The 14,051-nt window shown below is 68.2% G+C and carries 9 protein-coding genes and 1 pseudogene; 2 read left to right on the top strand and 8 right to left on the bottom strand.

Annotated elements, in window-relative coordinates:
- Positions 1 to 40 precede the first annotated feature (40 nt).
- Together rhaS and ABNX41_RS07750 are read right to left on the bottom strand one after the other, a co-directional pair.
- On the bottom strand, positions 41 to 1,033 hold the full coding sequence (gene rhaS / locus ABNX41_RS07745; protein WP_438669155.1) for a rhamnose ABC transporter substrate-binding protein: 993 nt from the start codon (positions 1,031 to 1,033) through the stop codon (positions 41 to 43).
- Positions 1,034 to 1,062: 29 nt separating this feature from the next.
- Positions 1,063 to 1,872, bottom strand: coding sequence for a DeoR/GlpR family DNA-binding transcription regulator (locus ABNX41_RS07750; RefSeq protein WP_438669156.1), 810 nt, complete (start codon positions 1,870 to 1,872; stop codon positions 1,063 to 1,065).
- A 190-nt stretch (positions 1,873 to 2,062) separates the two neighbouring features.
- On the opposite strand from ABNX41_RS07750, the gene ABNX41_RS07755 reads away from it, so the two are divergent.
- Positions 2,063 to 4,165, top strand: a complete 2,103-nt coding sequence (locus ABNX41_RS07755) for a bifunctional rhamnulose-1-phosphate aldolase/short-chain dehydrogenase (protein ID WP_438669157.1) — start codon at positions 2,063 to 2,065, stop codon at positions 4,163 to 4,165.
- Between the two features lie 5 nt (positions 4,166 to 4,170).
- On the top strand, positions 4,171 to 5,445 hold the full coding sequence (gene rhaI, locus ABNX41_RS07760; RefSeq protein WP_438669158.1) for an L-rhamnose catabolism isomerase: 1,275 nt from the start codon (positions 4,171 to 4,173) through the stop codon (positions 5,443 to 5,445).
- A 417-nt stretch (positions 5,446 to 5,862) separates the two neighbouring features.
- Here rhaI and ABNX41_RS07765 read toward each other — a convergent pair whose 3' ends face one another.
- The 6 genes and pseudogenes from ABNX41_RS07765 to ABNX41_RS07790 all read right to left on the bottom strand — a co-directional run bounded on the left by ABNX41_RS07765 (position 5,863) and on the right by ABNX41_RS07790 (position 14,051).
- On the bottom strand, positions 5,863 to 6,150 hold the full coding sequence (locus ABNX41_RS07765) for a FadR/GntR family transcriptional regulator (protein WP_438669229.1): 288 nt from the start codon (positions 6,148 to 6,150) through the stop codon (positions 5,863 to 5,865).
- Positions 6,130 to 6,225: pseudogene (locus tag ABNX41_RS07770) on the bottom strand (hypothetical protein); the annotation flags it as partial. The gene ABNX41_RS07765 and the pseudogene ABNX41_RS07770, both read right to left, overlap by 21 nt.
- Before the next feature lie 974 nt (positions 6,226 to 7,199).
- A complete protein-coding gene (locus ABNX41_RS07775; protein ID WP_438669159.1) occupies positions 7,200 to 7,817 on the bottom strand; it encodes a nitroreductase family protein in 618 nt (205 codons plus the stop codon).
- 725 nt (positions 7,818 to 8,542) lie between these two features.
- Complete coding sequence (locus ABNX41_RS07780) at positions 8,543 to 10,453, bottom strand: ABC-F family ATP-binding cassette domain-containing protein (RefSeq protein ID WP_438669160.1); 1,911 nt, start codon at positions 10,451 to 10,453, stop codon at positions 8,543 to 8,545.
- Between the two features lie 716 nt (positions 10,454 to 11,169).
- The gene (locus ABNX41_RS07785; RefSeq protein ID WP_438669161.1) at positions 11,170 to 12,264 is read right to left on the bottom strand and encodes a site-specific tyrosine recombinase XerD; all 1,095 of its coding nucleotides are present in this window, start codon (positions 12,262 to 12,264) and stop codon (positions 11,170 to 11,172) included.
- Between the two features lie 137 nt (positions 12,265 to 12,401).
- Positions 12,402 to 14,051: a hypothetical protein gene (locus ABNX41_RS07790; protein ID WP_438669162.1), complete on the bottom strand. Its 1,650-nt coding sequence runs from the start codon at positions 14,049 to 14,051 to the stop codon at positions 12,402 to 12,404.

Raw genomic sequence — 14,051 nt, forward strand, 5'->3', positions numbered from 1 at the left:
CCGGCCGATCTGGCCGACCGGGTCCGCGAAAGCCCGCCGATCAGAAGACCGACGAGAATTCGTCGATGTTCGAGGCGTCGTAGGTGAACGGATCCGACATCGCGCCTTCGGTGTTCTCGTCCAGCGTGACGGTGCCGATGCGGCCCATCGGGATCTCGGCCCCCGGCTCGGCCGTGGCATTGCCCGAGGCGAGTTCATAGGCGATCCAGGTCGCGGCATAGCCCAGATCGACCGGATTCCAGATCGCGAAGCTTTGCGAGGCGCCCGATTTCACATGCCCCGCCATTTCCGAGGGCAGGCCGAGGCCGGTGACGTTGACCTCGCCCACCTTGCCCGCATCGGTGACGGCCTGCGCCGCCGCGACGATGCCGACCGAGGTGGGGGCGATGATCGCCTTGAGGTTCGGATAGGTCTGCAGCAGCCCCTGCGTCTCGCGGTAGGATTTGTCGGCAAGATCGTCGCCATAGACGGTCGCGACGACATTGATCCCCGGGTAGTTCGGCAGGACCTTGGTCGCCTCCTCGATCCAGATGTTCTGGTTGGTCGAGGTGGTGGTGGCCGACAGGAAGGCCACATCGCCGCCCTCGGGCAGGTGATCGGCGGCCAGCTTGACGATGGTATTGCCGATCAGCGGGTTCGACGACGGGTTGAGGTGCATCTGCCGCCCCTCGGGCGCGACGCCGGAATCCCACGAGATCACGACGATGCCGCGATCCATGGCGCGTTTCAGCGCGGGCACCAGCGCGTCGGTGTCGTTGGCCGAAACCGCGATGGCATCGACCCGCTGGGCGATCAGGGCGTTGATGACCTCGATCTGGCCCGCCGCGGTGGTGGTGGTGGGCCCGGTGTAGATGATCTCGACATCGCCGAGTTCCTTGGCGGCCTCTTCGGCGCCACGGGCGGCGGCCTCGAAGAAGCCGTTGCCCAGGGATTTGACCACAAGCGCGATGCGCTTGGTTTCGGCGGCCGCGCCGGTGGCGATCAGCGCGGTGGCCAGCGCGGCGGTGGTCAGGGCCTTTCTCAGGATGCTCATGCGGTTCCTCCCTTGAGCGGTTTTGCGCGCTATTCCTCCTGCGCGCGGGTTTTGCGTTCCGACGCGGCCACCGGGGCCACGATCAGCTTCACCTCGGCCGCCTCGATCATGCGCGCCGCGCGGTCCTCGACCCGGTCGTCGGTGATGACGGTATGGATGCGCGACAGCGGGCACAGCAGCAGGCTGGAGCGGCCGTGGAATTTCGAACTGTCGGCCAGCACGATCAGCTCGTCCGCCTGGCCGATCAGCTTCTGCTCGGCCTGGACCAGCAGGGGATCGCCCTCCATCAGCCCCAGCGGGCCAAGGCCCCGGCAGCCCATGAACATGCGGCGCGCATAGAAATGGCGGCTGCCGTCCTCGTCGAAGGGCGACAGGATGATGTTCTGCTCGCGGTAGATGGCGCCTGCGGGCAGCATCACGGTATTCTTCGAATGGTTCAGCAGGTGTTCCGCGATGGGGAAGCTGTTGGTGAAGATCTGGCAGCGCTTCGTCGTCAGCGGATGGACCATCTGGAAGGTGGTGGTGCCGCCGTTGATGATGATCGCATCGCCGTCGTCGCAAAGATCGACCGCCGCCCGGGCGATGGCGCGCTTTTCGGCGATCCTTATGCTCTCTTGCACCGCGAAGGGTCGGGCGTTGATGCCAACGAAATTCGGCGGCGAGATCGCCTCGGCCCCGCCGCGCACGCGGCGCAGCTTTTTCTGGACATGCAGCGTGGCGATGTCGCGCCGGACCGTGGCCTCGGACGCGCCGGTCATCGCGCACAGGTCCGGCACGGTGACGACCGGCCGCTCCTGAATGGCGGAGAGAATGACCCTGTGGCGTTCCGTTTCGTGCATATCTGCCTCCCTCTGAGGTGAAGCCTCTCTGGAGTTCCGATCATTGTCAATCAATTTCAATCGCAGAAATTCATTCTGCACCTGCATAATGATCGTTTATGATCGAAATTGATTGACATCCTGTCGCAGCCTAAGCCATTTTTCCGGGCGAAGGAGGCGCGGCATTCGGCCTGCGCAATGGGAGGACATCATGGTCAGCACCCCCGCCGGGAACCGGCTTGAAAACCTGTGGGACGACGCGAAAGCCGCCTCGATGACCGAGTCGGAAAAGCTGCTCTACCGCTCGAATCTGCTCGGCTCGGACAAGCGCGTCACCAATTACGGCGGCGGCAACACCTCGGCCAAGGTGATCGAGACCGATCCGCTGACCGGGGCCGGGGCCGAAGTGCTCTGGGTCAAGGGCTCGGGCGGGGATATCGGCTCGATGAAGATGGACGGCTTTTCCACGCTTTACATGGAGAAGCTGCGCGCGCTGAAGGGTCTTTATCGCGGCGTCGCGTTCGAGGACGAGATGGTCGGCTACCTGCCGCATTGCACCTTCAACCTCAATCCCCGCGCGGCCTCGATCGACACGCCCTTGCATGCCTATGTGCCCAGGAAACATGTCGATCACGTCCATTCCGACGCGATCATCGCCATCGCGGCCTCGGTCAATTCCAAGGAACTGACCAAAGAGATCTTCGGGGATGAGATCGGCTGGCTGCCCTGGAAGAAGCCGGGTTACGAGTTGGGCCTGTGGCTGGAGAAGCTGGCCACCGAAAATCCGGGAATGCGCGGCGCGGTGCTGGAAAGCCACGGCCTTTTCACCTGGGCGGACGATGCGAAAGACTGCTATCTGACCACGCTGGAGATCATCAACAAGGCCGCCGCCTGGCTGGAGGAAAAGACCGCCGGGAAGCCCGCTTTCGGCGGCGCCAAGGTGCCGGTGCTGCCCGAGGACGAGCGCCGCGCGGTGGCGGCCCGGCTGATGCCGGTGATTCGCGGCCTGATCTCGAAGGAACGCCACAAGGTCGGCCATTTCGACGATCAGGACGCGGTGCTGGAATTTGTCGGCTCCAATGCGCTTGAGACGCTGGCGCCGCTTGGCACATCCTGCCCCGACCACTTCCTGCGCACCAAGATCCGCCCGCTGGTGGTGGATTTCGACCCGGCCAACCCGGATCTGGAAAAGACCCTCGCCAGCCTGCCAGCGGCGGCCGAGGACTATCGCGCCGATTACGCCGCCTATTACGAGCGTTGCAGGAAGCCCGATTCGCCCGGGCTTCGCGATCCGAATGCGGTGGTCTGGCTGGTCCCCGGCGTGGGCATGATCACCTTCGCGCTGGACAAGGCCACGGCCCGGATCTCGGGCGAGTTCTATGTCAATGCGATCAATGTCATGCGCGGAGCCTCGGCCGTTGGCACCTATCAGGGCCTGCCCGAGCAGGAAGCCTTCGACATCGAATACTGGTTGCTGGAAGAGGCCAAGCTGCAGCGCATGCCCAAGCCCAGGGCCCTGGCCGGGCGCGTCGCGCTGGTCACCGGGGGGGCGGGCGGCATCGGCTCGGCCACGGCCGAGCGGCTGCTGCAGGACGGCGCCTGCGTGGTGCTGGCCGATATCGACGGCAAGGCGGCGGCGGATGTGGCCGCGGGCCTGGCCGGGGTCTTCGGCAAGGATGTGGTCCGTTCGGTCGCGATGAACGTCACCTCCGAGGCGGAGGTGATCAGCGCCTATGCCGAGACGGCGCTGGCGTTCGGCGGCGTGGACATCCTGGTCTCGAACGCCGGGATCGCCTCCTCGGCGCCGGTCGAGGAGACCTCGCTCGCGCTTTGGAACAAGAACATGGACATCCTGTCCACCGGCTATTTCCTGGTCTCGCGCGAGGCGTTCAAGCTGCTGCGCGCGCAGGGGATCGGCGGCTCGGTGGTCTTCGTCGCCTCGAAGAACGGGCTGGCGGCCTCGCCCAATGCCTCGGCCTATTGCACCGCCAAGGCGGCCGAGATCCATCTGGCGCGCTGCCTGGCGCTGGAAGGGGCCGAGGCCGGGATCCGCGTCAATGTGGTCAACCCCGACGCGGTGCTGCGCGGCTCGAAGATCTGGTCGGGCGAATGGCTGGACCAGCGCGCCTCGACCTACAAGACCGACAAGGAGGGGCTGGAGGAGATGTATCGCCAGCGGTCGATGCTCAAGCGTTCCGTCCTGCCCGAGGATATCGCCGAGGGCATCCATTTCTTCGCCTCGGACCTGTCCGCGAAATCGACGGGGAACATCCTCAATGTCGATGCGGGCAACGTCCAGGCCTTCACGCGGTGAGCGCCATGTTCGACCCATCCATCATCGAGGCCGAGAACGCCGGGCGCGACGCCGCGCTGGCCGAGGATTACGAAGCCCTTGGGGCGCAGCTTGCCCGCCGGGGCATCGATATCGAGACCCTGACCGCCCGCGCGGGCCGCTTCGGCGTGGCGGTGCCAAGCTGGGGCACCGGCACCGGCGGCACCCGCTTTGCCCGCTTTCCGGGCGAGGGCGAGCCGCGCAACATCTTCGACAAGCTCGACGATTGCGGCGTGATCCACCGGCTGACCGGCGCGACACCCGGGGTCAGCCTGCATATCCCCTGGGACAAGGCCGATCCGGCCGACCTTCTGGCGAAGGCCGAGGAATGGGGCCTGGCGTTCGATGCGATGAATTCGAACACCTTCCAGGACCACGCCGATATGGCGCTGAGCTTCAAATACGGCTCGCTCTCGCATACCGATGCCGCCACGCGCCGACAGGCGATCGAGCATAATATCGAGACCATCGGGATCGGCGAGAAGCTGGGATCGAAGGCGCTGACGGTCTGGATCGGCGACGGGTCCAACTTCCCCGGCCAGACCTCGCTTTCAAAGCAGTTCGACCGCTATCTGTCGTCGATGCAGGAGATCTACAGGGCGCTGCCCGGCGACTGGCGGATCTTCTCGGAGCACAAGATCTACGAGCCCGCCTTCTATTCCACCGTCGTGCAGGACTGGGGCTCCAGCCTGATGATCGCGCAGGAACTGGGCGACAAGGCGCAATGCCTCGTCGACCTCGGCCACCATGCGCCGAATGTGAACATCGAGATGATCGTGGCGCGACTGGTGCGGGCGGGCAAGCTCGGCGGTTTCCATTTCAACGATTCGAAATATGGCGACGACGATCTGGATTCGGGCACCATCGACCCCTACCGGCTGTTCCTGGTCTGGAACGAGTTGGTGGAGCTGGAGGACACGCCGGGCCTGAACCTCGCCCATATGATCGATCAGTCGCATAACGTGACCGACCCGATCGAGAGCCTGATGGTCTCGGCCATGGAGATCGAGCGCGCCTTCGTCGCGGCGAGCCTGGTCGACCGCGCGGCGCTGGCGGGCTATCAGGAGGCGAACGACGCGCTGATGGCCTCGGCGACGCTGCGCCGCGCCTTCCAGACCGATGTGTCGCCGATCCTCGCCATGGCGCGCAAGCGCAAGGGCGCGGCCATCGACCCGGTGGCCACCTACCGCGCCAGCCTCTATCGCGCCCGGGTCGCGGCGGTGCGCCCGAAGGTCTCGGGCGGGGGCGGCGGGATCGTCTGATCCCGCCTGCCGCGCCGGAAATCGCGCAGGCACGGGCCTTGGCGACCGGGGCGGGCGTCTTGGCGGGGCTTTGCCGGGGGCGCTGTCGAAACCATTTCGCCGTTTTCCCTGCTCCGGCCGGGACCCGCGCAGATCTGCGGTCGGAACCTTTTCTGAGCCGGTCCTGGGCGCCGGGCCGGTCCTGCGAGGCGGCGACCGGCCGCCGGAGTCGCATCGCCTTCCGCTTCCCGGAATCCCCATCCTCGCCGCCCCGATATGGTCGCGCATCACCCCGCCCGCCGCTTCGCTGTCGCGGTCGCCCAGGGCGGTGAGGATATCCCTGTGGTGCCGGTGACAGGTCGCCATGCGCTCTTCCGTGAGCGAGTTTTCCTTCAACCTTCCCCACAGCTTGCCCGCCCGCACCACGTCGATCTGCTCCTATAGCGCGATCAGCAGCGAATTGCGGCATGCGGCGACGATGGCCTTGTGAACGATCGCATCCCGATGTTCGAACTCGCCAAGCCGGATCGGCGCCGCGCCGCGCAGCAGCACGCGCTCCAGCTCATCCAACTCCTGCGAGGAGATGCGCTGCGCGGCGAGCGAGGCGATGGCGGGCTCCACGATGAGGCGGGTCTCGAAGACTTCGGCCGGAAAGGTCCTGATCTCGGCGCGGGCGGGGGGGCTGCCGCAGCCGACGAAGGTGCCCCGCCCGACCTGGCGGGTCAGCTTGCCGCTGGCCTCCAGCTCGGCAAGCATCTTGCGCAGCGCGCAGCGGGGCAGGCCAAGCTTTTCCGCCAGTTCGCGTTCGGGGGGGGGGCAGCCTCTCGCCCTCGGCCACGCCGCTGGTCCTCAAGAATATTGTTCATCTTTGCATCGGTTCTGAACCAATTTGATCTTGGCTGACCCCAATTCCAAAAACTTCAAGTAAAGAATCGTCGCCAAATCGCCATCGGGAGGATGTCGCGACACAGGATGGACGGGGACCCGGAGACGTTCTTCACCGCTCCGAAAACAGATCGGGCCAGGGGTTTCCTGTCAAAGGTTCTGACGCATTAACCAAGTTCCAGGGAGGAAGTAGCAGTAAATATGACGGCCCAAACTTTGCGGATCCCGGGATCCCGGGGCCCGGCGGCGGGCCTCGATCCAGAGCTTCCTTTTAAAATTTTGATTTTAAGGGGATGACAAATGTTATCGCCGCATTCCTCTCAAATCCGGGGTATGCGGCGCGAGAGGCCGCGCAGCCTGGCTCTCACTCCATCGCGCTGCTTTTTCGCCCCCGGGCGGGCTATTTCGCGCCGACAGGTTCGGGTCTTGCCGATGGAGTGGATAGCGCGGCGTGGCCCGCCGCCGCTCGGGGCCGTCCTCAACGCGGCAAGCGCGCTCCCCCCGACGCACCTCGGGCGGAGCGGGGTATGGCACCGCGGGAGCGGTCCAGGCGCTCCATCGCAAGGGCAGGGAATCGCATCCCGCGACTGGCTCGGTCCGGGCAAGTCTGGGGGCGGTTCGGAAAGGCCCCTTGCGCGGACACGGCGCCTCAACAACGGACAGATCGGGGAGTTCTTGGCTGGACCCGGTAAAGCCCCCTGCCGAAGGCAGGCCGCCGGGGGGCCGCCCGCGCGCCTCTGCGCGCAACCCCTTGCGGTCCCGGCTCCGGCGACCGGGCGGGGCTCAAGGCGAAAGCGCAGCCCCTGGGCCCCCGAAGCAAAAGGCCGCAACCTTGCGGCTGCGGCCTTTCCACCCTGGGCCCCGCCCTTGAAGGGCGGGAAGGGCCGCGATCACTCGGCTGCGATGTCGGTGCCGAAGGTCAGGAAGCGGCCCTCGTCGGCGATGAAGGTCTTTTCGCCCGCGGGCGCCGCGACCGAACCGAAGGGCATCTGTGCGCGCAGTTTCCAGCTTGCGGGCACCTCGAAGGCCTCGGCCACCGCCGCGTCGATGACGGGGTTGTAATGCTGCAGGCTGGCACCGATCCCGGCCGTGGCCAGGGCGTTCCAGACCGAAAGCTGCGCCATACCCGAGGAATGTTCGGAAAAGCCCGGGAAAGCATCGGCGTAAAGCGCGAACTGTTCCTGCAGGCCCTTGATGGTGTCCTGATCCTCATAGAACAGCACGGTGCCCGCGCCCGCGGCGAAGGACTGCATCTTTGCCTCGGTCGAGGCGAAGCCATCGGCGGGCACGATGGCACGCAGCGTCTCGGTCACGATGGACCAGAAGCGGTCGCTCTCGGCTCCGAAGAGGATCACGGCGCGCGAGCTTTGCGAGTTGAAGGACGAGGGCGAGAGCCGGATCGCGGTCTTGATCAGATCTTCGGTCGCGGTCTTCGACAGCGGCAGGTCCTTGCCAAGCGCATATTGGCTGCGGCGGGTCTTGAGGACGGTGATGGCGGAATTGGTCATGACGGAAGGCCTTCGTGGCGGAAACATGGAGGAGGAGGTATTTATCTGCGCCGGTGCCGCGCGCAGCTCAATGGGCCTGACTGTGCATCGACGCAGGGTTCGGGTTGAGAACTGACTATTGACAGCGTTTTCGCGGGATTGGAAGGGTAGGGGTCTAGGGGTCTAGGGGTCTAGGGGTCTAGGGGTCTAGGGGTCTAGGGGTCTAGGGGTCTAGGGGTCTAGGGGTCTAGGGGTCTAGGGGTCTGGGCAGCGGGCGAACGGGCGGATGGCGCTGGCCGGGCGGCGGTTTGGTCCTGCACCTTGCCCCGCGCCAGTCCCGAAAAACCGACCCCGAGGCCGCCCCGGGAAGCGGCCCCCCAAGCGGCCGGGATGGCGGCAGGGCAGGCCGCCGTGAAAGCGGCCCCGACAGTCGCCCCGAGACTGGAACCCGAAGCAACCGGAACCCGAAACGGCCGCGAACAGGCGGCTGAAAAAGTTTGGGGCAAGTTCGGGACGGAAATTTTCCCCGCATCCTCGATCACCACTGCGGAAACCGCATGTTCTGGCCCGCGACCGGACCAATCTGATGATCTTCCGCGCAAGCCGACGCCGCAGCATGACTTTTTCAGCGGCCTGCTAACGAGGCACGGCAAGCGGGCCCCGAAACTCGCCAGCGTCTGAAACCGGCCAGAGATCGCGCGCGGCTTCGGGTGGTCCGACTCTTAGCGGCCTCAGCCCCCACCCCTTCAGCCTTCCGCCGCCTCCAGCCGCTCCTGGGCGGCAAGCCACAGCGCCTCGGCCCGGGTGATGCCCTCGGTCACTTCGGCATATTTTCGGTTCAGATCGGCCAGGTCGCGCTTGCGCGCATCCTCGTAAAGCGCCGGATCCGCCAGTCTCTCGGCCAGTTTCTCGCGCATCGCATTGAGCTTTTCGAGCCAGTCCTCGCATTTGCGCAACTCGGCGCGCAGCGCGGCCGGATCGCCGCGCGTCGCCCCGGCCTGTTCCGCGCCCGAAGCCCCCGCACGCGCCGCATCGGCCCCGCCGCGCGCGCCGCGTTCGGCCTTCGCACCCGCTTTCGTCGCCCGCCCGCCCGCCTTTTCCGGGGTCAGCAGCAGGCGGCGGTAATCCTCAAGATCGCCGTCATAGGGCGCCACCGTGCCCCCCTTCACCAGCCACAGCCGGTCGGCGACCAGACCCAGCAGATGCATGTCGTGGCTGACCAGCACCACCGCGCCGGAATAGGTGGTCAGCGCCTCGACCAGCGCCTCGCGGCTTTCGATGTCGAGGTGGTTGGTCGGCTCGTCCAGGATCAGCAGATGCGGCGCGTCGATCGTGGCCAGAAGCAGCGAAAGCCGCGCCTTCTGCCCGCCCGAAAGCCGCCGCACCTCGGTCTCGGCCTGGTCGGGGCCCAGCCCGAACCCCGCCAGCCGCGCCCGCAGCTTCGAGGCATGCTCGCCAGGCCGCAGCCGCTGCACATGGGCCAGCGGCGTCTCCTCCACCACCAGCTCATCGACCTGATGCTGGGCGAAATAGCCGATCCGCAGCCTGGACGAGCGATGCATCCGCCCGCCCGCCGCCGGCAGCTTGCCCGCGAACAGTTTCGAAAGCGTGGACTTGCCCTCGCCGTTGCGGCCCAGAAGGGCGATCCGGTCGTCCTGGTCCAGCCGCAGCGAAAGCCCGCGCAGCACCGGCGCGCCGCCATAGCCCACCGAGACATCCTCCAGCGTCAGGATCGGGGGAGAAAGCTCCTCGGGTTCGGGGAAGGTGAAGACGGCGCGCCGCGCCTCTTCCGGCGCCGCGATCGGGGTCAGCTTTTCCAGCATCTTGACCCGGCTCTGCGCCTGCACCGCCTTCGAGGCCTTGGCCTTGAAACGGTCGACGAAGCTCTGCAGATGGGCGCGCCGGGCCTCGACCTTCTTGGCCTCGGCGGCCTGGACCGCGCGGCGCTCGGCCATCTGGCGGGCGAACTGGTCGTAGCCGCCCTGCCAATAGGTCAGCTTGCGCGCGTCCAGATGCAGGATGCCCTGGACCGCGCGGTTCAGAAGCCCGCGGTCGTGGCTGATGATCAGCACGGTATGGGGATAGTCGCGCAGATAGCTTTCCAGCCAGAGCGCGCCCTCCAGATCCAGATAGTTGGTCGGCTCGTCCAGAAGCAGATAGTCGGGCTGGGCGAAAAGCACGCCCGCCAGCGCGACCCGCATCCGCCAGCCGCCGGAAAAGGCCGAACAGGGCTGGCGCTGCTGATCGGCATCGAAGCCCAGCCCGCGCAGGATCGCGCTGGCCCGTCCCTCGGCCGACCAGGCGTCGATATCGGCCAGCCGGGCCTGGATCTCGGCGATGCGGCCGGGATCGGTCGCGGTCTCGGATTCGGCCAGAAGGCCGGCGCGTTCGGTATCGGCCGCGAGCACGGTCTCCAGCAGCGAGACCTCCGAGGAGGGCACCTCCTGCGCCACGCCCCCGATCCTTGCCCGCGAGGGCAGCGAGATCGTCCCCCCCTCCAGCGACAGCTCGCCCCGGATCAGGCGGAAGAGCGTGGTCTTGCCCGCGCCGTTGCGCCCGACCAGGCCAACCTTGTGGCCGGTGGGAATGGTGGCCGAGGCGCCCTCGAACAAAGGGCGGCCCTCGACGGAATAGGTGATGTCCTCGATCTTCAGCATCCCGCCGCCATGCCCCAGCCGCGCGCCAAGGTCAATCGCCCCCGGGGAACCCCCGCACGCGCGCGCCCCGAGGCAAGCGCCGGATGCCGCGAGGCATCTCCCCGACATGGCGCCACTGCACCAGTCTCTCGCCGGAAACCGAAAGAGGGCGCAGATTACCCCTGACGGCTTGGGAGCAGAGCCCGCGCGCATGTCCCATCCGGAAGATCGCGGTCGCGGCAAGGACAACGGCCGCGGCCAGGGCCCGTTCTCCCGTCCGGCGGCGAGGCGGCCCCAATGCCCGCGAGCCCAGAACCTGCCCCCGAGCCTGTCGAACATGATCGCTGGCCCTGCCAAACCCGATCCCGACGCGACTGCGGCGCCCAACCTGTCCAACGGCTTCCCCGCGTGACGCCTGGCCCGGAACGCAAAGCAAAGCCCTGCCCGCCCTCGACGGACGGCCGCAAAAGCCTCCCAGGCCCGCGCACTGGTCGCCCCCCTCCACACCAGGCCCGAAACCACCCGCTTCAGGCCAACTCAAGACGCCCCGCCTTCCGGCGCACAAGCCCGGCCCTTCCGGCCAAGCGCCAAAGCGGATCCGCACCGATCACCCGAAGCGCAGGGCAAACGGCCCCCAGCCCCGCATCGCAAGACAAAAGCCCTTTCTTCTTTGTAAAAATATCCCGGGGGAGTCCGCGCCGCGCGCGGACGGGGGCAGCGCCCCCTTCCACCCCCCCTCAATCCCCCCCGCCGTCCGCCAAGGGATGATGGTTCAACACCAATGCCTTGAGATGCTCGTCCAGCACATGGGTATAGATCTCGGTCGTGGCGATATCGGCATGGCCCAGAAGCGTCTGGATCACCCGCAGGTCGGCACCGCCCTCCAGCAGATGGGTGGCGAAGGCATGGCGCAGCACATGCGGCGTCACGCGATCGGGATCGATTCCGGCGCCGATCGCCAGCGCCTTGAGCAGCGTGAACAGGTTCTGCCGCGTCATATGGCCCTCGGCGCCGCGCCCGGGGAAAAGATGCCTCGGCACCGCGCGCCCGGCCTTGCGGGCAAGCTCGGCCTCGGCGTCCAGCGCGGCCAGCCATTCGGCCAGCGCCGCGCGGGCGGGGGAGGAAAGCGGCACCATCCGCTCCTTGTCGCCCTTGCCGCGCACCAGGATCATGCGCGGATCGCCCCGCACCGCCGCCTGCGGCAGCGAGACCAGCTCGCTCACCCGCAGGCCGGTGGCATAGAGCAGTTCCATCAGCGCGGCGTTGCGCAGCCGCTCGGCGGCATTGCGGCCATGGCCGCGCGCGGTGACAAGAAGCCGCGCCACCTCTTCCGTGCCCAGGGTCTTCGGAAGGCGCTGCGCCTTGCCGGGGCCCGCGATCCGCAGCGCGGGATTGTCTTCGCGCCAGCCCTCTTCATGGGCAAAGCGGAAAAGCTGGCGGATCGAGGACAGCCGCCGCGCCCGGGTGGCCTTCGACAAGCCCTGGTCGTCGCAGAACATCAGATATTCCTCGACGCCCGCCCGGGGGATCCCGGCCAGGTCATGCCCCCTTGCCCCGGCCCATTGCGCGAAATCGACCAGGTCGCGGCCATAGGCCAGGCGGGTGTTGCGCGCCGCTCCGGTCTCGGCGGCGATGGCGTCGAGGAAGGTCGAGATCCAGCGCGCGGCCGGGCCGGTGAGGCCGGCGTCCTGGGGGGAATGCGGCGGGCGACCCCTGCGGGGGGCGTCTTTCGCCGCGGAACCTGCGGCTCCGGGCTTTGCAGATCCGGTTTTTTTTCCTCGGGCGGGCTTCGGCGCGCCGGTCGTCGGATCTGGCGCTGTCCGCTCAGTCATTTCGCCCGGGCGGGTCTTGCGCCCGGCGGCCTTCGGCGGGGCGGTTTGCGGACCGGGCGGTTCCGAGCCGCCAGAGCGCGAACCGCCAGACCCCGAACCACCCGGGCCCGAACCGCCGGAGGGGCGCGACACCGGCCTCAGCCCCGCCGCTCAAGGATCATCAGCTCCAGCGCGGTGCGGCGCGCGAAGCTTTCCAGCCCGATCTCGCGCAAGAGCGAAAGCCCCTGCGTCACCCCGGCCAGATCGCCCTCGACCCCGCGCGCGATCTCTTCGATCGCCGACAGGATCGCCTCGCCCGGCCGTTTCTCGGCGACCAGCGTGGCGCTGCGCGAAGAGGGCGCGGGGGCGAGGAAGGCGGGCGATATCGCCCGGCCCATGGCGGTCGGCGCGCGCAGCCCCTCGACCCGGCCAAGGGCAAGGCCGACCAGGAACGCCTCCTCCGCCGTCAGCCCGGCCTCGGGCGCGGCGCGAAGGCGGGTGGCCAGCCGCTCGGCCTCGGGTGACAGCAGCGCCACGCGCAGCGCGATGCGCCGGGTCTCGGGCGGGAAGGCCGAGGGATCGTCCAGCGCCTGCCCGACGATCCCGGCCAGCTCCCGGCCGAACAACTGGGCGAAGGGCACCTCAAGCTCGGCCTCCTGCATCCGGGTCCAGACCTGCGGCAGCGCCGCCGCGATCCGCTCGGCCGCCCCCGATTGCAGCGCGGCATCGAAGCGCTGGAAGGCCGAGACCCGGTCCCAGACCCCGCCCGAGGCGGCGGGCGCGCGCTCGGTGTAAAGCCCGAGCAGCACATTGGGCGCGATGGCCCCGGCGCGGGTCAGGCGCTCGGCCGCCTCGATCTGCGCCTTCCAGCCCGACTGGGCCGAGGTTTCGGCATAGGCGAAGGCCACCGGCAGCGCGGCGGTCGGGATGGTCTCGCCCACGGCCTCGTGGATCTTCCAGTCCAGGGGCGTGACCGGATTGGGCGGCGGGGGCAGGGGATCGCCCTCGAAAAGCTCGGCGTCCAGAAAGCGCGCCAGCATCTCGGCGCGGGTGCCGTCGATCTCGGCCAGCGCGCCGGCGGTCTGAAGGGTCAGCGCGGCGGCGTCCCAGTCGCCTGCCCGGGCCAGGCAGAAGACCCGGGCCTGAAGGGTGGGGGCCAGGCCCGGCGCCTCGCGCATCCGCGCGCAGGCCCGATCCTCGCGCCCGGTCAGCAGCGCGATGTCGAAGGCGCGGCGGAACAGCTCGGGCGTCGCGGTGCCCGAGATGTCGAGCAGCGCCGCCGCCTGTTCCAGCGCCCCGATCAGCAACAGCTTGTCGATCCGCGCCAGCAGCAGCGTGCCCTTGCCGCCCGAATCGATCGGCGGCGCGGTCTCGGCCAGCAGCATGGTCAGGAAAAGCTGGCGCAGCGCGGGCAGGCTCTCCATCCGGTTGCGCAGCACGGCTTCCGAGATTTCCGCGCTCAGCCCCGCCCCCCAAAGCGCCTGCGGCAGGCCCGAGACCGCGGGCGCGATCAGCCCGATCGCATCGGGCGCGGGCCCGTCGAGCGGGGTCGAGACCACGGTGATCGGCAGCGCCCCGCCCGAGGCGACCGGCGGTTCGGCGGGCGCGGGCGGGACGGCGGGCGCCGTCACCGATTGCGACAGCCAGTCGATGGCGGAAAGCGGCTCCTCTCCGGCGCGGGCCTGCGGGGGCAGGGGCCACAGCAGCGCCAGCCCAAGCGCCAGAAGCCCCGCCCTGGCCGCCGGGCGGGGCGCGCAAGGAGGGGGCGTCGGGCCGAACGCAGGACAGGGCAGGGCGCGGGGAATCAT

The sequence above is a fragment of the Pseudogemmobacter sonorensis genome (assembly GCF_042762395.1).
Lineage (GTDB): Bacteria > Pseudomonadota > Alphaproteobacteria > Rhodobacterales > Rhodobacteraceae > Pseudogemmobacter > Pseudogemmobacter sonorensis.

What these genes read in the sequence shown, in the direction of transcription:
- rhaS (WP_438669155.1), bottom strand. Translation starts at nt 1,033, where the DNA reads ATGAGCATCCTGAGAAAGGCCCTGACCACCGCCGCGCTGGCCACCGCG.
- ABNX41_RS07750 (WP_438669156.1), bottom strand. Translation starts at nt 1,872, where the DNA reads ATGCACGAAACGGAACGCCACAGGGTCATTCTCTCCGCCATTCAGGAG.
- ABNX41_RS07755 (WP_438669157.1), top strand. Translation starts at nt 2,063, where the DNA reads ATGGTCAGCACCCCCGCCGGGAACCGGCTTGAAAACCTGTGGGACGAC.
- rhaI (WP_438669158.1), top strand. Translation starts at nt 4,171, where the DNA reads ATGTTCGACCCATCCATCATCGAGGCCGAGAACGCCGGGCGCGACGCC.
- ABNX41_RS07775 (WP_438669159.1), bottom strand. Translation starts at nt 7,817, where the DNA reads ATGACCAATTCCGCCATCACCGTCCTCAAGACCCGCCGCAGCCAATAT.
- ABNX41_RS07780 (WP_438669160.1), bottom strand. Translation starts at nt 10,453, where the DNA reads ATGCTGAAGATCGAGGACATCACCTATTCCGTCGAGGGCCGCCCTTTG.
- ABNX41_RS07785 (WP_438669161.1), bottom strand. Translation starts at nt 12,264, where the DNA reads ATGACTGAGCGGACAGCGCCAGATCCGACGACCGGCGCGCCGAAGCCC.
- ABNX41_RS07790 (WP_438669162.1), bottom strand. Translation starts at nt 14,051, where the DNA reads ATGATTCCCCGCGCCCTGCCCTGTCCTGCGTTCGGCCCGACGCCCCCT.